Source organism: Mariniradius sediminis (genome assembly GCF_021491425.1).
GTDB lineage: Bacteria > Bacteroidota > Bacteroidia > Cytophagales > Cyclobacteriaceae > Mariniradius > Mariniradius saccharolyticus.
The window spans coordinates 438,253-456,628 of the sequence record NZ_JAKEVZ010000001.1 but is presented as its reverse complement, the minus strand read 5'-3'; the positions used below and the strand labels follow the sequence as shown (position 1 = coordinate 456,628).

At 48.3% G+C, this 18,376-nt stretch carries 14 protein-coding genes; 8 read left to right on the top strand and 6 right to left on the bottom strand.

Annotated elements, in window-relative coordinates; genetic code table 11:
• The first annotated feature begins 11 nt into the window (after positions 1-11).
• On the top strand, positions 12-2,315 hold the full coding sequence (locus tag L0U89_RS02030) for a DUF6242 domain-containing protein (RefSeq protein WP_234859986.1): 2,304 nt from the start codon (positions 12-14) through the stop codon (positions 2,313-2,315).
• Positions 2,316-2,323: 8 nt separating this feature from the next.
• Here L0U89_RS02030 and L0U89_RS02025 read toward each other — a convergent pair whose 3' ends face one another.
• Positions 2,324-2,944 carry a class I SAM-dependent methyltransferase gene (locus L0U89_RS02025; protein WP_234859985.1) on the bottom strand — a complete coding sequence of 207 codons (621 nt, stop codon included), beginning with the start codon at positions 2,942-2,944 and terminating at the stop codon, positions 2,324-2,326.
• Complete coding sequence (locus L0U89_RS02020; protein ID WP_234859984.1) at positions 2,931-3,836, bottom strand: patatin-like phospholipase family protein; 906 nt, start codon at positions 3,834-3,836, stop codon at positions 2,931-2,933. Before L0U89_RS02020 ends, L0U89_RS02025 begins: the two co-directional genes overlap by 14 nt.
• A 64-nt stretch (positions 3,837-3,900) precedes the next feature.
• Between L0U89_RS02020 and L0U89_RS02015 the strand changes: the two genes are divergently transcribed.
• The gene (locus tag L0U89_RS02015) at positions 3,901-4,323 is read left to right on the top strand and encodes a VOC family protein (protein ID WP_234860117.1); all 423 of its coding nucleotides are present in this window, start codon (positions 3,901-3,903) and stop codon (positions 4,321-4,323) included.
• A 97-nt stretch (positions 4,324-4,420) separates the two neighbouring features.
• Here L0U89_RS02015 and L0U89_RS02010 read toward each other — a convergent pair whose 3' ends face one another.
• From L0U89_RS02010 to L0U89_RS02000, 3 genes are all read right to left on the bottom strand, one after another.
• On the bottom strand, positions 4,421-6,790 hold the full coding sequence (locus L0U89_RS02010; protein ID WP_234859983.1) for an arylsulfatase: 2,370 nt from the start codon (positions 6,788-6,790) through the stop codon (positions 4,421-4,423).
• A gap of 347 nt (positions 6,791-7,137) precedes the next feature.
• Complete coding sequence (gene uvrA, locus L0U89_RS02005; RefSeq protein WP_234859982.1) at positions 7,138-9,957, bottom strand: excinuclease ABC subunit UvrA; 2,820 nt, start codon at positions 9,955-9,957, stop codon at positions 7,138-7,140.
• Between the two features lie 51 nt (positions 9,958-10,008).
• The gene (locus L0U89_RS02000) at positions 10,009-10,593 is read right to left on the bottom strand and encodes a VTT domain-containing protein (RefSeq protein WP_234859981.1); all 585 of its coding nucleotides are present in this window, start codon (positions 10,591-10,593) and stop codon (positions 10,009-10,011) included.
• Between the two features lie 103 nt (positions 10,594-10,696).
• On the opposite strand from L0U89_RS02000, the gene L0U89_RS01995 reads away from it, so the two are divergent.
• Positions 10,697-11,212, top strand: a complete 516-nt coding sequence (locus tag L0U89_RS01995; RefSeq protein WP_008631168.1) for an FKBP-type peptidyl-prolyl cis-trans isomerase — start codon at positions 10,697-10,699, stop codon at positions 11,210-11,212.
• Between the two features lie 36 nt (positions 11,213-11,248).
• On the opposite strand, the gene L0U89_RS01990 is transcribed toward L0U89_RS01995, so the two are convergent.
• Positions 11,249-12,160 carry a lysophospholipid acyltransferase family protein gene (locus L0U89_RS01990; protein WP_234859980.1) on the bottom strand — a complete coding sequence of 304 codons (912 nt, stop codon included), beginning with the start codon at positions 12,158-12,160 and terminating at the stop codon, positions 11,249-11,251.
• A 157-nt stretch (positions 12,161-12,317) separates the two neighbouring features.
• On the opposite strand from L0U89_RS01990, the gene L0U89_RS01985 reads away from it, so the two are divergent.
• The 5 genes from L0U89_RS01985 to L0U89_RS01965 all read left to right on the top strand — a co-directional run bounded on the left by L0U89_RS01985 (position 12,318) and on the right by L0U89_RS01965 (position 18,354).
• The gene (locus L0U89_RS01985; RefSeq protein ID WP_234859979.1) at positions 12,318-14,051 is read left to right on the top strand and encodes a M14 family zinc carboxypeptidase; all 1,734 of its coding nucleotides are present in this window, start codon (positions 12,318-12,320) and stop codon (positions 14,049-14,051) included.
• Between the two features lie 68 nt (positions 14,052-14,119).
• On the top strand, positions 14,120-14,434 hold the full coding sequence (locus L0U89_RS01980; protein ID WP_234859978.1) for a DUF6787 family protein: 315 nt from the start codon (positions 14,120-14,122) through the stop codon (positions 14,432-14,434).
• 157 nt (positions 14,435-14,591) lie between these two features.
• On the top strand, positions 14,592-16,385 hold the full coding sequence (locus L0U89_RS01975; protein ID WP_234859977.1) for an ABC transporter ATP-binding protein: 1,794 nt from the start codon (positions 14,592-14,594) through the stop codon (positions 16,383-16,385).
• Between the two features lie 27 nt (positions 16,386-16,412).
• Complete coding sequence (locus L0U89_RS01970) at positions 16,413-17,447, top strand: WD40/YVTN/BNR-like repeat-containing protein (RefSeq protein ID WP_234859976.1); 1,035 nt, start codon at positions 16,413-16,415, stop codon at positions 17,445-17,447.
• Positions 17,448-17,610: 163 nt separating this feature from the next.
• A complete protein-coding gene (locus L0U89_RS01965) occupies positions 17,611-18,354 on the top strand; it encodes a 1-(5-phosphoribosyl)-5-[(5-phosphoribosylamino)methylideneamino]imidazole-4-carboxamide isomerase (RefSeq protein WP_234859975.1) in 744 nt (247 codons plus the stop codon).
• The last annotated feature ends 22 nt before the right edge of the window (positions 18,355-18,376 follow it).

Genomic DNA, 18,376 nt, shown 5'->3' with positions numbered 1-18,376 from the left:
TAATTCAGACTATGAAAACTCTTTTACTAGTCCTTTTCATTTCCCTGGGTTCCTTTGCAGCGTATGCACAGGGTTTTTGGCTGACCACGCCAAACTTTCCCGCAGGACCAAAGACGGCATTTGTGGGAATGGAGGATTCCGTTTTGTTTGTGGGCACAGCTGAGGGTATTTGGAAATCCACGAATGAAGGCAATACTTGGGAAAAGGCGCTCACATCTTCCTACATCTACAGTATGTATGCCACTTCGGAAGAAAAGCTGATCGCCGGCGGTTTTGGAAAAATCTTTTTCTCCTCGGACAAAGGTACTACATGGGATTCGGTCAAGGTAGCGAGCGATCTCCCGGTCACGAAGATTGTCGAAGGCAAAAACCGCGCATTGTTTTTTATCTCAAGCGGTTTTACCAACGAAGCAGGCTTTGTGGGCGATGGGGTTTTTTACAGTAATGGTGATTTGAAAACCTGGATACAGCGAAACAACGGACTGCCTGCGCATTTAAGGTCTGGAGAACACCTTGCCGTCGATAAAAATGGCAGGATTTACGTGACGCTTGCAGACGAGAATACCTCCGGACAAGGTGGCTTGTATTTCTCGGATGACGAGGGATTAAATTGGCAACAATCGCATTTCTTGGTGAAAGATCTTGGTACCCTAAAGGCCCTGAATTCTTTTTCGATCAGCATCACGCCAGAGGATTCGGTGATTGTAAGTGTGAACGGGACCGTAACCAATTTTTCTGCGCGATTGAACCTGATCAAGCAAATCGATGAGATCCCAAAGGACACCCCATGGCAGGCAATGAATGTTGCCGGATTCATCAATTGGTGGGAAGATCTGAATTTGAACACCATCCATTTTGCCCAAAATGGGGATTGGTATAGCTCCGTCAGCAGCTCCATGAGCGCCGGCGGGTCCTATGTCTCCAAGGACAAAGGTTTTTCTTGGGAAAAACGGACACAGGGACTTGGATTGAGCCTTACAGACAGGTTTGAGCAGAATTTTCACTTTGAGTCATCCCAAGGGAAAATCTTCATGGTTCAGCTCCTGGACGAAAGGGTGTATTACAACAATCTGTCCCTGTTGGATCCTGTGGTGATTTCGGGAAGCATCAGCGACGATCAGGGAAAACCCATGGCAGGCGTTCCAATCACCGCAGGTAACATGGGAATTGGGACTGACCCTGAAGGGGGCTATTCTTTGACCGTGCCGTCTGGCTGGTCTGGCACCATCACACCGACCTTGGGCAATTATCGGTTTAGTCCAGAATCGATCTCGCTGAAAGGTGTACAAAGCGCGACTCCCAATATGGATTTCGTCGCAACTTATACCGGCACGTATTTTATTTCTGGATATGTAAAAGACATCAGTGGTCAACCCGTTGCCGAAGTCCTGATGGATGGTTTTCCTCAAGCTGTTTACACCAACGAATTTGGATTCTTTTTGGCGGAAGTACCCGCTCGGTGGACGGGCACGATTACTCCTGCGCTTGCCGGATATGAATTCAGCCCCAGTTCAATTGCAGTTCCTGAGGTGAATTCAAATCAAATTGAACAGAATTTTACAATAAGAAAAGCGGGTGTTGTGTATGTGGTAGGTGAAGTAAAGGATGAAAATGGCCAGCCATTTTTGGATGTGACGCTGGATGGATTTCCCCAAACGACCCGCGTAGGTGCAACAGGGAATTTCTATGGCGAAGTCCCTTTGGGATGGACAGGTACCATTACTCCTAAAGCGCCGGAGCATCAGTTTGCACCTGAGAAAATCCAGATCAACAACCTCCAAACCGACCTGCTTGGCCAGAAATTCGTGGCCTCCAAAATTCCGGCAGTCATCAATTTTGCAGTGTCAGGAAAAATTACCGACCAGGGCGGTATACCTATTGAAAATATTTCCTTCACGGGCTTGCCGGTTGAAATAAAAACCAATGCAGATGGCACTTACCTTGCTGAATTGCCCTCGGGATGGTCGGGCACCCTGACGCCAATTTCTGAAAAATACGTATTCAGCCCCAAGTCGATTTCGATAAACAATCTATCTGGGGACTTGCCCGGTCAGGATTTTACAGCCTCAATCATCACTGGAATAGAGGACGAGCCAATTCCTTTTGTAGTCTATCCCAATCCATCGACTGACGGAGTGGTTTACATTTCCGCTCTTTCTTCGGCTACACTGCGTGTTTTCACGTCGACTGGTGTTTCAATATGGTCCGGAAGCGCCGATACACTTCCCCTTTTTCGACTTCCCCAATCCGGCGTTTATATTTTCCTTTTGGAAAACGAAGGAAGGCGGGTGATGAGAAGGGTTATATATCGGTAAAAGCAAGTTCAGGTGCCTTTCTCCCACACAAAAACCCCCATCGACCGCTGTCCGTGCACAAGGACACTTTTTGGAGGTTCAAGATAGCTTAGGCCAAATTCTGCCATCACTTGCCTTATTAGTCTCTCGGTAAGCAAAAAGCGCTCGCTTCCATCGGGTAGCAGGTAAACTCCATCGCCGAGATGGGGGGATTTTTCGATCATACCGCCTTGGTCGGTAGTCATCCGAAGAAAGAAGGTCCCGCCTGGCTTCAGCACATGCATCATTTCCCGCATCATGGCATTCCATTCGGCTTCGCTCTTGGCAAAATGCAGGACCGCTGAGGAAATTACCACATCAAATGCTCCGTTGTGGAATGGCATATCCTGCACTGTAGCCACTTGGAACCTAAGTGCGTCGTAATTTGGATTGATCGTGTTGGCATAAATGCGGGCCATTTGGATGGCGATGGGATTGGCATCGACGCCGAATATCTGGAAACCCTCGTGCAAAAAGTAGATGCAATTGCGGCCCTCCCCACAGCCGGCGTCGAGGATTTTCATGTCTTTGGTAAATCGTCCTTTCAGGATTTGGTCCAAGAGGTAGATGTCGATATTGCCGAGGAGTTCATTGAGTCTACTTACTTCCATTTTCGTACTGGGCGATGGCTTCGAAGGTTTTATTTCTCCCGATTTCTATGAGCTCGGAGGCACGATGAAATTCCAAGGTCCCCGCCTGTGTCCTTGAGATTTCGACCAATATATCAATTTCATGTTGCCGGATGACCAATTCCGACAGCTTGTCGGTCAGCAGGTCAAAGGAATAGTTCAAAATATCAAGGGAACTCATTCCCTTGATTTTTTCTTCCTTTTCGGGACCGCTGACATATTTGGCAAATTTTTCCTTATAGTCTTCCAACCATTTGGGAAGTTTGATAAAAGCAGCCTCTGTGTCCTTTTTCACCTTTTCCAGAGAGACAAAGGCTTCCTTTGGGCCATTGAGGTCCACGGCGACAGTAAGGTCTCCGACTTCCTTTTTGGGTAAAAGATTCAAAGGAATCGGGTTGAGGATGCCACCGTCCAGGTATTCCTTGCCGTGAATTCTGGCGGGCTGCATGACGGTAGGAATAGAAACAGAGGCCCTGATCGCAGAAAACATCGATCCTTTTTTGAAAACATGCTCCTTACCGGAGGGGAGTTCCACAGCCGTACATTGAAACGGAATGTCCAAATCCTCGATATCGCAATCTGGAATGATCTTTTCCAAGGCTGCAAACACCTTATTGCCCTTGATAAACCCCTTGGTCGATAGCGTAAAATCCATCAAACCGAACACATCGATCCTGTCAAGGTTGCAAATCCAATCCTTGTATTTTGGCAGATGGCCAGCCGCGTAGATTCCACCAACCAAGGCTCCGACCGAACTCCCTGCTATGGAAACAATTTGGTAGCCGCTTTCTTCCAAAGCTTCAATCACACCAATATGTGCCATGCCCCTGGCACCCCCGCTTGATAAAACCAGTGAAACGGTTTTTTTGCTCATGGTTTAATTTGATTTTGAAAAAAGGGAAATCTTCAGAAAATTGTCCCGACTAAAATACGACAATATGAGCCAATTCAAGCCATTCCATTTGGCATTTCCGATTCGGGACATCGAAGAAACCAGACAGTTCTACGGCGACTTGCTGGGCTGTGAGATAGGCAGAAGCACGGATAAGTGGATCGATTTCAACTTCTTTGGGCACCAACTTTCGGCCCATATCAAGCCAGAAGAGCTACATTTGGTCAAGGCCAACGAGGTAGATGGGAAAAACGTACCCGTTCGTCATTTCGGTGCGATACTGCCTTGGGATGAATGGCATGCGCTTGCCGACAAACTGAAGGCACACGGCATCGATTTTGTCATCGAACCTTATATCCGCTTCAAAGGGGAAGTAGGCGAACAGGCAACCATGTTTTTCCTCGATCCCTGCGGCAATGCGCTCGAGTTCAAGTCTTTTCAGGACGAAAGCCAGATTTTTGCGAAGTAAGTGGAAACAAAGGCGGTATTGAAAAGATAATGGCCGTCAGAAGAACGAATGATACAAAAGCAAAGACCAGCCGAAAGTGGCTGGTCTTTGTGTTTTGTTATTTTCTGGTCTCGATGGTGACTTTCTTGATCCTTCCGGTAAACTTTGAGGATTTGCCATAGTCAGCAACCCAAGGTCCCTCATCCACACCAATGTCTGCAAGGTCATCCACGGAGAATACGCCCGGTTGGGTTTTCTCCAACCTGCCTTCTCCGGCCTTTTCGCCATTGATGGATATGGTACCAAGGCCGCCTTTTCCCTGTCCGCCGCCATCATAGGCAAAATCAAACACCACCGTATTTTTTCCAGGCTTCAGGGCCTTATTGGCAGTGATGGTAGTGGTCCCCAATCCGAGATAGTTGTAGCTGAACGTGGGTTTACCATTTTTTACATAAAGACTCAATCCACCAAATTTTCCACCTTGACATACGATGACTCCGTTGGCGTTTTCCTGGACATCCACCTCTGCGGTCATTATATACGAAGTGTTCCGCAAATCAATGAAAATGTCGACACCCATCCCTCTCATTCCTTCGCCATAAGTCACCGAGGTTCTTCCTTCCATGATGGACGGCCTTCCCACTGCAGATGCACTCATCCGTTCGAAAGTCCTGTCATCCAAAGGAAGTGCGTGGTATTTCTTAGCTTCTGCCATGAATAGATCCTGCATCGCTTTGAGTTTGTCGGTCTCCTTTTCAGCCAAGTTATTGGTCAGGCTGAAATCTTCAAGGGTGTTGTAAAGCTCCCATTTGTCCTCCCGAAGCGTGTTGTAAGGTTGAGGCAGGTATGGGGCTTTGTGAATTGTTCTCGCATACCAACCATCTTGGTAAATGGCCCTGTTGCCAAACATTTCGAAATATTGGACTGTATGGCGCTCCTGAGAACTCTGGTCGTTGAATGTGTAGGCAAGGCTGGTACCCTCTATGGGATCCTGTGCAATTCCGTTTACCATCTTGGGAGACGGCACCTTGGTCACTTCGTAGATCGTCGGCGCGATATCGATCACGTGTCCAAACTGGGACCTGATTTCGCCTTTGCCTTTGATACCATTTGGCCAATGGATCACCATGCCGTTTCGGGTACCTCCAAAATCAGAGGCAACTTGCTTGGTCCAGGTAAAGGGCACATCTGTAGCCACAGCCCAGCCCGCCGCCATATGGGGATACGTTTCCTTAGAACCCCATTCATCATAGTGTTTCAACATGTCCTCCACTGTCTCGGGAACTTGGTTGAAATAGGTCATTTCGCTGAACATGCCGTTCATTTGTCCTTCTGCACTGGCGCCGTTGTCCCCGGCGATGAATACGATCATCGTGTTATCCAATTCTCCCATTTCTTCCAGAGAACTAATCAAGCGTCCTATCTCATAGTCGGTGTGCTCAGCAAAGCCCGCATAAACTTCCATTTGCCTAGCAAAAAGCTTTTTCTCCTCTGCCGAGAGTGCATCCCAATCCTTGATTTCCTTTGGCTTAGGCGCCAGTTGGGTGTTGGCGGGTACGATTCCCATTTGCTTTTGCCGTGCGAGGGTCTCCTCCCTTAGCTTGTCCCAACCCTGATCAAACTTCCCTTTGTATTTGGCGATGAATTCCTTTGGGGCATGGTGCGGAGCGTGGGTAGCACCGGGGGCATAGTACATGAAGAATGGCTTATCCGGATTCAAGGTATTGGTGAAGTTCATCCAAGAAATGGCCTGATCTGTCATATCCGTTGTGAAATGATAATCAGGATCCTGGGGTGTCTCCACCAAGGTGACACCATCATAAATTAGCGGCTGCCACTGATTGGTTTCACCGCCTAGGAAGCCGTAGAATTTCTCAAATCCGGATCGGGTCGGCCACCTGTCCTGTGGACCACTGATCGAAAGCTCCCAAGGCGGTACCTCGTGGCATTTTCCAAATTGGGCTGTATTGAAGCCATTTTGCCGCAGCACTTCCGCTACCGGAGTGATGCTTTGGGGCCTTACCGAGGTGTAACCAGGAAATGTGCTCGCCAATTCCGTGATTACCCCCATGTTGTTGGAGTGGTGGTTGTATCCCGTAAGCAGCGCCGCACGCGTAGGTGCGCAGAGTGCTGTCGTATGGAAGCGATTGTATCTCAACCCATTTTTTGCAAGCTTGTCCATATTGGGCATGGCGATTGGTCCACCAAAAGCCTCAGATGCCCCGAAGCCCATATCGTCAATCAGGATTACCAGAACGTTTGGTGCGCCTTCGGGGGCTTCCACCGTAAAACGGGCCGGCAGCGTAGCGTCCCGCACATCCAGTTCCTCGTACCGGGTTCGTGGGGGTTCTACGATCGGAAGTACGGTCCGGTCTATCCCCTCGGACGAAGCAGATGCAGGGGTTGAAACATCTTTGTTTTGGGGCGCACAGGACCATAGACTTGCTACGCTCAAGAGCGTGAGAAGACTACATATTGGTTTTCGCATTTTTTTGGCTGTTTATGTTGTCTAAGCTGAAAAATTAAATGGCATGACTCTAAACGTTTCCGTACAATTTAAACAAAAAAGCGGGAAAGTAAACAATGATCGTTCATCGGCTACAGACCTTTAATGAAAAAAATTAGCTTCCGACTCGGCTGGTTGGGGCTTGTTGATGTCTATAAAGATATCGAATGAAGCATAGCGAACACCAAATATCAAACTATGCCCCACCTCATGATCCATCATTCGGCGTTCATTTCTCTTGATTCAATTGTTTTTTGAATTTCGAGTTTCGAATGCCCAACCCCGAATATCGAACGGGCTAAGACTGAAGTATTAGCGCCTAAGGGCGCTTACCCCACAAACGACTCCCGTAAATACTTCGCTGTGTAAATACCCTCTTGCTGCATCAGCTCTTCTGGGGTGCCTTCAAAGGTGATATGTCCGCCCTTTTCCCCACCCTCAGGTCCCAAATCAATTACCCAATCTGCCGCCTTGATGACCTCAGTATTGTGCTCGATCACGATCACAGAGTGGCCTTGGTCTACCAGTGCATTGATGGAGTACAACAACTTCCGAATATCGTGGAAGTGCAAGCCAGTCGTGGGTTCATCAAAAATAAAAAGGATATGGTCGCCCGGCTTGGTGCCGCCTTTTCCCAAGAAAGACGCCAACTTGACCCGCTGCGCTTCGCCACCTGAGAGTGTGTTGGAGGATTGTCCCATGCCGATATATCCCAAGCCAACTTCCTGAAGCGCCTGCAAGCGGCCCGTGATTTGGGTCTTGCCATTGAAAAACTCCAAGGCCTCGTCGATGGTCATGTCCAATACTTCGGATATGTCTTTGTCGTGGTATTTGATGTCTAGGATTTCGTTCTTGAAGCGTTTGCCTTTGCAGGATTCGCAGGTAAGGTGAATGTCTGCCATAAACTGCATCTCTACCGTGACCGTTCCTTCGCCTTGGCAGGCTTCACAGCGGCCACCGTCCACATTGAAGGAAAAGAATGCAGGCTTATAGCCACGCTGTTTGGCCAAAGTTTGCTCGGAGTAGAGCGTGCGGATGGCATCATAGGCCTTGACATAGGTGACGGGATTCGAGCGGGAGGACTTGCCGATGGGGTTTTGGTCCACAAACTCCACTTGGGTAATCTTTTTATAATCACCCTCCAATTTGTCAAAACGGCCCGTCTCATCGATGACCGTTCCCAGGGTTTTTCCCAAGGCAGGATAGAGGACTTTCTTGATCAGCGTGGACTTGCCGGACCCACTGACACCTGTCACTACGGTCAGCGCCTGCAAGGGAAAGCGGACAGTCAGGTTCTTCAGGTTGTTTTCCCGAGCGCCTTTGACTTCGATGTATTGCCTCCATTTGCGGTTGGAGCGCTTGTCTTGGATTTTCTCTTCACCCCGAAGGTATTTGGCTGTGAAGGTATTGGCCTCCACGAGCATGTCCTTCAGGTCGCCTTGGAATATCAAGTTCCCTCCCTTCACGCCTGCCTCAGGACCGATATCAATGATTTGGTCCGCAGCTTTCATGATTTTTTCCTCATGCTCGACCACGATGACGGTATTGCCCAGGTCCCGCAGGGATTTCAAAACCTCAATCAATCGGTCTGTGTCCCTCGGATGGAGTCCGATGCTCGGCTCATCCAAAATGTACATCGAACCTACCAAAGCAGACCCAAGCGAGGTGGCCAGTTTGATCCGCTGATATTCACCACCCGAAAGCGTGGAGGTCAACCTATTGAGTGTCAGGTACCCCAAGCCAACTTTTTCAATGTATTCCAACCTATTCAGGATTTCTTTAAGCAGACGGTTGGCGACCTTTTGATCAGTTTCTGAAAGCTCCAACTGCCTGAAGAAATTGAGGCATTTTTCGATCGGCAGGAGCACCAGGTCGGTGATGGATTTGCCGCTGATCTTGACATAGGAGGCATCCTTTCTGAGCCTTGTGCCCCGACAATCGGGGCAGGTGGTCCTTCCCCGGAATCGGGAAAGCATCACCCTGTATTGGATTTTGTGGGTCTTCGTTTCGAGGTCGGCAAAGAAGTCGTTGAGGCCTTGGAAATACTGGTTGCCCGTCCACAACAGATCTCGGTGCCAATCTTCCAATTCCTCATAGGCCCGGTGGATGGGGAAATCGAAATAGATCCCCTTTTTGACCAAGGGTTCGAGCCATTTGCTGCTGCTTTCTCCCCGCCACGGAGCGATCGCACCTTCGTAGATGCTGAGGCTTTTGTCCGGGAAAACCAAATCAGGATCGATGCCCAGTACATTTCCAAAACCCTCGCAGCGCTTGCAGGCACCGTAGGGATTGTTGAAACTGAAGAAATTGACCGAGGGGATTTCGAAGCTCATGCCGTCGAGTTCAAAGCGGTCCGAGAAGGTTTTCCTGACCTTATCGGGCACTGTCACGGTACATTCCCCATGGCCCTCAAAAAATGCCGTTTGCACAGAATCGGCTGTTCGGAATTGATTGTCTTCATCCCCTGGCACAATGGATATCCTATCGATTAATATTTCCAGGTTTCCTTTGGGCAAGCTCGGCGCATGTACCATATCCTCGACGAAGTAGGCATCGCCATCAATCAGGATACGGGTAAATCCCTTTTGGAGCAGCAGTTCGAGCTCCTGCTTCACGTTCCGCCCAGATGCAATATGCAGGGGGCAGGAGATCATCACTTTTTCCCCTTCTTCAAATCCCTGAATGAAATCCACCACATCCGTAACGGTATGGTGCCTGACCTCTTCCCCACTTACTGGCGATATTGTCCGACCGATCCGGCTGAAAAGCAGTTTGAGGTAATCGTAGATCTCTGTGGTCGTTCCGACAGTGGATCTAGGGTTTTTTGTTGTGACTTTTTGTTGGATCGCAATGGCTGGAGAGACACCCTTGATGTATTCGACGTCGGGTTTTTCCATCCTTCCCAAAAACTGCCGTGCATAGGAACTGAGACTCTCCACGTACATGCGCTGCCCTTCCGCAAAAAGTGTGTCAAAGGCCAGAGACGATTTGCCCGAACCCGAGAGACCGGTCACCACCACCAGCTTGTTGCGGGGAATGGCAACGCTGAGGTTTTTGAGATTGTTGACCTTGGCATTTTTGATGATGATAAACTCCTTGGGGTCAAGGTGATCTACGGAAACGGTAGGTAAGGAAGTTGGATTATTCATAAACCGCGAAGATACCCAATCAACCTCGGAAATGGTAATTTGTTGGAAAGATTAGCCCTCGATCCGCCAGAGCGCGTAGGCATACAAAAAGTAACGTGGAAATCGGTACAGGCTGTTGAGGAGGTATTCTCTTCTTCCCAATCCGCCGGCACCTCCCAAAAGGGAGACCAAGCTGAAAGGGATCGGGCTGGTGGCGGCCACGATCACCAATTCGCTCCCGTATTTTTCGAACATAAGCCTATATTTTCTGACCAACTTGCTTTTTCCGTGAAGCCAGTCTGTCCTATCCCTGAGGAATCGGCCCAGAAAATAATTGAAGGCTCCGATACAATATGAACATACTGACATCAATACGACGCCCCAAGCATAGGTGCCGAGGTATTGGGTCTGCATGGCCCAAAGCATAAACAACTCGGGCGGTATGATTCCAAATAACAACTCGGAAGCGAAAAACAGCACCATGACCAAATTTGGTCTTTCATACAATGGCTGCATCCAAGCAAACCGCTCGGATTCGGTAAAGTTGAAACGAATCAGGTGAAGTGCCAGGATTAATATCCCAAAGCCCAAAAAACCCTTGAGGATGTTACTGATCAAAAACCTGTGCCTGTCGTAAAGGGACCGAGGTGATTTCATTTTTGATTTATTTCCCTCAATATATTGAATCCCGTAGAGATTCTCCTTCTGTCGGTCAATGGTATTTTTGTCTTATTTTTGCGCCAGCCTACCAAAAAATAACATGGAGAAAATTGCACCAAACAAAGTCGTCGCTATCAGCTATGAACTGCACGTGGATGACGGGGAATCCGGCAAAACCTTCCGCGAGAAAGTAAGCCCCAGCGCGCCTTTTCATTTCCTATTCGGAACCGGGCATGTATTGCCGGCTTTGGAGGCAGCTATTGAGGGAAAATCAGCCGGGGATAGATTTGAGGTGTTTATAGACTTCGAGCATGGATACGGGGACTACGACGACAGCAAAAAGGTCATCCTTCCCAAAGCCAACTTCAAAGAAGACGGGAAGAAAAACAAAGACCTTCTCAGAGTCGGCAAGGTCATTCCCATGCAGGATGATAAGGGAAACCACCTGCGCGGAGAAATCACCAAAATCGATTATCGTGGCGTGCACATGGACTTCAATCCGCCTTTGGCAGGTTTTGATTTGTATTTTACGGGACAGATTGTTTCTGTCCGTGATGCGGACCCTGAGGAAATTGCCCATGGACATGTGCATGGTCCGGGAGGGCATCATCACTAAAAGTGTTTTTCGGCAATGATTTAGAAAACTTTTTCCTTATTCGGGCCGGGTTTTCCAACGTTCATGCATCCAAACCCATTGAAGTGGGTCTTTTTGGATGAGTCGTTCGGAGGCTTTTGAAAGCATTTGGGTATTGGTAATCAAATCAAGTTCCTCGTTTCCTGTTGACACCATTTCCAAAGCGGGGTAAATCGTCAAATGTTGCTGCAAATCCTCACCCAAGCACATGCCCATCGGTACGACTTTGGCGCCTGTGCGCAACGCGAACAGTGCCGCGCCTACAGGCGTAGCTGCCGGAATACCCATAAAGTCCACAAAGACACTCTTCACCGTGGTATCCTGATCGATCAACATGCCCACCACGCCCCCTGATTTCAGGTTGCGGACCACCTTTAGGTTGTCTTTTCCGCGTTCGATCGCCTCTGCGCCCCTTCGTCTGCGATTTTCCATCAACAGGGCGTTCAGTTTGGGATCCTTGAGTTGCTTTCCGATGATCTGGGGCCGGAGATCCATCAGGGCGAGGTATGTTCCGATCATTTCAAAAGCCCCAACATGGGCACTGAGCACAATTACGCCCTTTTTAGATGCCAAAGCTTCTTTGAGATTTTCTTCGGCGACGACTTCCACCACTTTCTTAAAATCCCCGAGCTCCTTCATGTTGACTGACCTGAACACATCTGCGGCATTCTTGCCAATCATCTTGAAAACCCGCAGACCTATCGCTTCAATCTCGGCTTCAGTTTTTTCCTTCCCATAAACGAGCGTCAAGTTGTTGATCGTCTTTTGTCGGGGATCCTTGAGAAGTCTAAAGGCAAGGGCCCCTAATCCACCACAAAAAATAAGCAAGGGCCTTCGGGGGCAAATGCTGGCAAGAAAAAGCAAGGCACGCACGAAAACCAGCAATAACCAATACTTTATTCTTTTGGGAAAGGGTCTCTTTTCGTTCATGATTTGGGACATCTTTCTGGCACAGACAAAATAGAGGGGTATGCACCCATTACAAGGGTACAAACGGCATTCCGGCTGTAAAAATAAATTGCCGTGATAAATTTTGCACCGAAAATTGCCTTATGGTTTTTATAAGGCTTTTTTTTCATTTTTGAACATGAAAAAAATCCTCTGTATCCTTCTCTCCATTTCAGCTTGTTTTCCCGCGTTTTCACAGGGTAAGTACATAACGTTATTCGAAAAATCCGGCGGAAAAGAAACTCCTGAATACCAGGCAGTGATCGATTATTTCCAGCTCCTGGCACGGGATTTCAAGGCTGTGAAAATCGTTGAGAAAGGCATGACGGATGCTGGATATCCTCTTCATGTCGTCCTTTTTGATCAGCAGGGCGACTTTGATCCGGCCAAGTGGCACAAGGACAAGCGACCCGTCCTGTTTGTCAACAATGGTATCCATCCCGGTGAGCCAGATGGGATAGATGCCACCATGATGTGGCTGAGGGATATTCTCTTGGGAAAAATCAAAGTTCCCACCGACCTCGCAATAGCCATCATCCCAGTCTACAACATCGGCGGGCATCTCAATCGGGGTTCCTTCAGCCGTGTCAACCAAAATGGCCCAGAGGCCTACGGATTCCGCGCAAATGCCAGAAACTACGATCTCAACAGGGATTTTATCAAGGCTGATACACGCAATGCGCAAAGTTTTCAGGAGATCTTCGCTTGGCTGAGTCCACACATATTTGTCGATACGCATGTGTCCAACGGCGCCGATTACCAGCATGTGATGACCCTGATTTCTACCCAACATAATCGACTAGGCGGAATGCCGGGAAAATACCTTCGGGAGGAATTGGATCCGATGTTGTATGAAAAAATGAAGGCGAAAGGATTCCCCATGATCCCCTATGTCAATGCCTACGGCTCGAAGCCGGAGGATGGCTGGAACCAATTCAAGGATTCGGGACGGTACAGCAGTGGGTTTGCTGCGCTATTTGGGACCTTGAGCTTTATGCCTGAGACACACATGCTCAAACCCTATGATCAAAGGGTGAATTCCACCTACGCACTCTTGGAGGTTTTTTTGGATGTGTTGGCCCGTGATGGTCAGCGCATTGCCGATATGGTCAACGCAGACCGAAAGGCGAAAATCAACCAGATGAACTTCGGGCTAAACCACACTGTCGACAGAAGCCAATACCGCGAGTTTGAGTTTTTGGGCTACCGTTCCGGACAAAAAACATCCGAAGTCTCCGGACTGCCGAGGCTCTATTACGACCGCGAGCAAGCTTTCACGGCGACAATCAAGTTTTATGACGGCTACCAAGAAACACTGACGATCCAAAGGCCGAGGGCCTATCTCATTCCCCAAGGTTGGTTTACCGTCATTGAAAACCTGAAACGGAATGGTGTCAGGATGGAAAGATTGGAAAAGGACACCCTCCTCACCGTGGCCGCCTACCATATCGGCGATTTTCAGACTGCCCAAAGGCCATTTGAAGGGCATTACCTGCATTCACAAATCAAAGTGACCAAGTCCACAAGGGCGATTACCTTCCGCAAGGGCGATTACCTGATTCCGATGAATCAGGAGGCAAACCGCTATATCATCGAGGTGCTGGAACCCGAAGGTGAGGATAGTTTCTTTGCTTGGAACTTCTTTGATACCATTCTGCAGCAAAAGGAAGGCTATTCTGCTTATGTCTTTGAGGACCTTGCTGCATCGTACCTGCGTGAAAATCCGAGCCTTCAAAAGGAATTGGAGGCTGAAAGGGCCAACAATCCTGAATTTGCCAAGAACGCCTCCGCGCAACTCCGCTGGGTCTACGAGCGCTCGCCGTGGAAGGAAAAGGAACACAACCTGTATCCTGTTTTCAGGTTGGAAAATTGAGTTTGAAAATAAAGTTTGGGTGTTTTGTTGTTTCTTTGGGGCTTGAAAACCGCCGCTTGTTTTTACTTATGAATAATCCACAACCTAATTTCCTCCAAAGACTCCAATCAAAATGGAACCTGCAAAGCCTTCGGCAGGTCCTATTGGTGTTGCTCGTTTTTGCCTTGACGGGATTCACGATCCTGTTTATCAAAAAGCCCATTTTCGATTTTCTCGGCATCAGCATGGAGCGGGGTGGGTTTTGGAAGACGGTGGTTTACCTCCTGCTAGTGTTGCCGCTGTACCAGATTTTCCTCCTGGCTTGGGGATTTGTGTTCGGGCAATTCGCGTTTTTTTGGGAAAAGGAAAAGGCATTATTCAGGAGGATTATCGGAAGGAAGTGATTTTCCCAAAGTTCTTTGTGTAGAAAGCCTGTGAAATAAAGAACGGGTTTTTCATTCTGTCGCTTTTTTCCACATATAAAAAAATCAAACAATGGGCTTCCACGCTGGATTGAATCCTTAAATTTGAGCCCGATTTGATTTTCAATTCATTATTATCATGGCCAAAAAAAGAGGCAATGCCCTTGAAGAACATGAGAAGCGTAAGCTGAACAAGCAAAACCTAGGCAAGCTCAAAGGGATTTTTCGATTTGTTTGGCCCTACCGGGCAAATTTTTTCTGGGGAATGCTTTTTCTGCTTATGTCGAGCCTTACGCTGCTGACATTTCCTTTTGTAGCAGGAAAACTGATAGATACAGCTTCCGGAAAAGAATGGCTTTTGAATGACATCAACAGCATTGCACTTGTTCTTTTGGGAATTTTGCTGGTGCAAAGCGTCTTTTCATTCTTTCGGGTATGGCTGTTTGCCAAGGTTTCGGAGAGCAGCATGCGGGATATCCGGACTGCTCTTTATGCAAAATTGGTACAGTTGCCGATGACCTTTTTTGACAAAAGGCGAACCGGGGAATTGATCAGCAGGATCACTTCCGACGTCAGCCTGCTGCAGGATACGTTTTCTGTGACTTTGGCCGAATTGTTCAGGCAGATCATCACGCTTTTGGCCGGTGTTGGGTTCTTGATTGTCACCACACCAAAGTTGACCCTGTTCATGCTGGCGACTTTCCCAGTTTTGATCATTCTGGCCATGGTCTTTGGGAGATTTATCAGAAAGCTCTCCAAGCAGACCCAGGACGAACTCGCGGCCGCAAATGTGATCGTAGAGGAGACGCTGCACTCGATTATGACCGTAAAGTCCTTTACAGGAGAAGATTATGAATCCAACCGCTACAAACGCGGTCTTGACCGGGTCGTCCAAATCGCGATGAAAGCAGCGGGCTACCGTGGTGCGTTTATCTCCTTTATCATTTTCGCTTTGTTTGGCGGGATTGTAGCTGTGATGTGGTATGGTGCTTCCTTGGTTGCTTCAGGAGAGATGAGTGTGGGCGATTTGGTGTCATTTGTATTGTACACCACGTTTATCGGCGGTTCGATTGCTGGCTTGGGTGATATCTACGGACAAATCCAAAAGGCCATTGGTTCCTCCGAGCGTGTCTTGGAAATTCTCGACGAAGCTCCGGAAGCTTCGACGGCAGATTATCAGGCAACTCCGATTTCAGGCGAAATTTCTTTCCAAAACGTCAAATTCCAGTACCCCACAAGGCCCGAGGTCGACGTGCTCAAGAATGTCACGTTCCACATAGGCGCCGGCGACAAAGTGGCCTTGGCCGGACACAGCGGGGCCGGCAAATCCACCATTATCCAGTTGCTCCTGAGGCTATATGAGCTAAACCACGGCAGCATTCTTGTAGATGGGAAACCTTTGGAAAAATGGAACTTGAAGCAATTGAGAAGAAATATTGGAATTGTTCCACAGGAAGTGTTGTTGTTCGGAGGTAGCATTCGGGAAAATATCGCCTATGCCAAGCCCGGTGCGAGCGATGACGAAATTATCGCAGCCGCCAAAAAAGCAAACGCCTGGCAGTTTATCAGCAAGTTCCCCGAGGGCTTGGATACCAAAGTAGGCGAGCGAGGCGTCAAGCTGTCGGGTGGACAGCGGCAGCGCGTAGCCATTGCACGGGCGATTTTAAAAGATCCGGCGATTTTGGTTTTGGATGAAGCTACTTCTTCGCTTGACGCCGAATCAGAGGCTTTGGTTCAGGAGGCACTTGACAAGCTAATGAAAGATCGGACGACGATCATTATTGCGCACAGGCTCGCCACCATCCGCAAAGTCGACCGAATTTATGTCCTCAAAGAAGGCGAAATCGTGGAACAGGGTTCACACGATACATTGGCAAAAAAATCCGAGGGCTTTTATGCCAATTTGGTCAGGTTGCAGTTTGCAGATACCTGATCGGAAATTTCAGTTAAACAACATTTCATGAAACCGTACACTCCTTTTTACATTCTTTCGATTTTTTTGCTCGGCGCTTGTTTTTCAAAAGCCAATAAAGACTTCCCCGAATCTCCAACCACTTGGGAAATCTTCGAAACGGGAACCGATATCTCAATCCGCGGGCTTTCCCCAATTACCGAGCAAATCGTATGGGCGAGCGGCTCAAAAGGTACTTGGCTGAGAACGTTGGACGGAGGAAATACCTGGGAATCCGGTATCATCGACGGGCTTGACTCCGTCGATTTCAGGGATATCGAGGGCTTGGATGCCAAAACCGCCATCGTGGTAGCGGCAGGACAGCCGGCAGTCATCTACAAAACGAATGACGGTGGACAGACTTGGGAAAGGAAATACGAAGGACCGGCAAATGCATTTTTGGATGGCATTTCCGTCAACCAATCCCATATCTATGCGATCGGCGACGTTGTTGACGGCAGATGGATGGTTTTGGAATCAAGAGACCAAGGAGAGACGTGGACTTGGCTGGAACTATCGCCCGATGGCCCGGATGGAGGTGGTTCCTTTGCTGCTTCCGGATCGACGATCCTGGCGGATGGAGACTATATCTGGTTTGCGGCAGCAGGCACCAACAGCAAGATTTATTGGTCCAATAACAAAGGTTTTCATTGGGAAAAATTTGAAGTCCCGATGCTGCAAGCGGAAGACAGTCAGGGTATTTTTTCTTTGGAAAGGATCGACCAAAGTACCTTGGTGGCCGTGGGAGGCGATTTTGCGAAACCTGACCTCTCCGAAAACAATGCGATGATTTCCTTGGACAGTGGCAAAACATGGAATTTATCGAAAGGGAATTTCCCAACAGGCTATAGGTCAGGTGTAGCATACTTCCCGAGATACAACTGGCTCATTGCCGTGGGCCCAAATGGAAGCGATTTTTCCAAAAATGTGGGCGAAAATTGGGAGCGATTCTCCGATGAGGGGTTTCATGCGGTGAAGTTGGACCATACAAAAACCTCTGTTTGGGCTTCAGGCGCCAATGGGAGGATCGCCCGGTTGAATTAACATCCGGTTTTTCCAAAATCTGCTGCAAATTTGCCAGAAATCGCATAAACTTTTGGGCGGGGTTTGCCAAATAGCTCTAAGTTATGCTATCTTTAAAACTCCCGAAAGTTGTATTTCCAATACCGTTCGGCGTTCCAGTTTCCACCTCAACCTATTCAAAGCTATGTCAGAATTCGATATCATTCCGTCTATTTGGCTGATCAACGGGAAATGTGTCCGCCTCAAAAGAGGGGATTTCTCGACAGAAGAAGTGATCTCCACCAATCCACTCGGTATCGCCCAGGCTTTTGAGGATCATGGGATCAAATGGCTCCACCTGGTTGATTTGGATGGTGCACGCCGCGGCGAGCCCAAGAATTATCATGTCCTCGAAGCGATTGCAGGCTACACCGATTTGATCGTGGATTTTACTGGGGGGATTTCGACGGACGGGGATGTCATCAAATGTTTTGAATTTGGAGCCAAAACAATCACCGCTGCTTCTGTAGCAGCCACTTACCCCGAGCGCTTTTCGCAATGGCTTGTATCCCATGGCCGCGAAAAAATCATTCTTGCAGCAGATACCAATCCACAGGACATGAAAATCAAAACCCGCGGATGGCTGAAAAAGACCGAGATCGATGTGATGGATCATATCGAATATTTCTACGAACGTGGACTGAAATACCTCAAAGTCTCCGATGTGACGCGTGATGGGGTGATGGAAGGACCAAATTTTGATCTTTATAAAAAGATCGTCGAAAAATTCCCAAAAATCCACTTGGCAGCGAGTGGAGGCGTACGCAATATCGATGATTTCAAACGCCTCAAAGATATTGGCGTGACTGCCGTGGTTTTTGGCAGGGCATATTATGAAGGACTGATTTCACTCAAAGACTTGGACAGGTTTATCGCCGAGAATGTCTGAAAAGGTCTATTGACATAGGTTA

Coding starts and splice junctions, on each gene's coding strand:
- L0U89_RS02030 (WP_234859986.1), top strand. CDS start 12: ATGAAAACTCTTTTACTAGTCCTTTTCATTTCCCTGGGTTCCTTTGCA.
- L0U89_RS02025 (WP_234859985.1), bottom strand. CDS start 2,944: ATGGAAGTAAGTAGACTCAATGAACTCCTCGGCAATATCGACATCTAC.
- L0U89_RS02020 (WP_234859984.1), bottom strand. CDS start 3,836: ATGAGCAAAAAAACCGTTTCACTGGTTTTATCAAGCGGGGGTGCCAGG.
- L0U89_RS02015 (WP_234860117.1), top strand. CDS start 3,901: ATGAGCCAATTCAAGCCATTCCATTTGGCATTTCCGATTCGGGACATC.
- L0U89_RS02010 (WP_234859983.1), bottom strand. CDS start 6,790: ATGCGAAAACCAATATGTAGTCTTCTCACGCTCTTGAGCGTAGCAAGT.
- uvrA (WP_234859982.1), bottom strand. CDS start 9,957: ATGAATAATCCAACTTCCTTACCTACCGTTTCCGTAGATCACCTTGAC.
- L0U89_RS02000 (WP_234859981.1), bottom strand. CDS start 10,593: ATGAAATCACCTCGGTCCCTTTACGACAGGCACAGGTTTTTGATCAGT.
- L0U89_RS01995 (WP_008631168.1), top strand. CDS start 10,697: ATGGAGAAAATTGCACCAAACAAAGTCGTCGCTATCAGCTATGAACTG.
- L0U89_RS01990 (WP_234859980.1), bottom strand. CDS start 12,160: ATGAACGAAAAGAGACCCTTTCCCAAAAGAATAAAGTATTGGTTATTG.
- L0U89_RS01985 (WP_234859979.1), top strand. CDS start 12,318: ATGAAAAAAATCCTCTGTATCCTTCTCTCCATTTCAGCTTGTTTTCCC.
- L0U89_RS01980 (WP_234859978.1), top strand. CDS start 14,120: ATGAATAATCCACAACCTAATTTCCTCCAAAGACTCCAATCAAAATGG.
- L0U89_RS01975 (WP_234859977.1), top strand. CDS start 14,592: ATGGCCAAAAAAAGAGGCAATGCCCTTGAAGAACATGAGAAGCGTAAG.
- L0U89_RS01970 (WP_234859976.1), top strand. CDS start 16,413: ATGAAACCGTACACTCCTTTTTACATTCTTTCGATTTTTTTGCTCGGC.
- L0U89_RS01965 (WP_234859975.1), top strand. CDS start 17,611: ATGTCAGAATTCGATATCATTCCGTCTATTTGGCTGATCAACGGGAAA.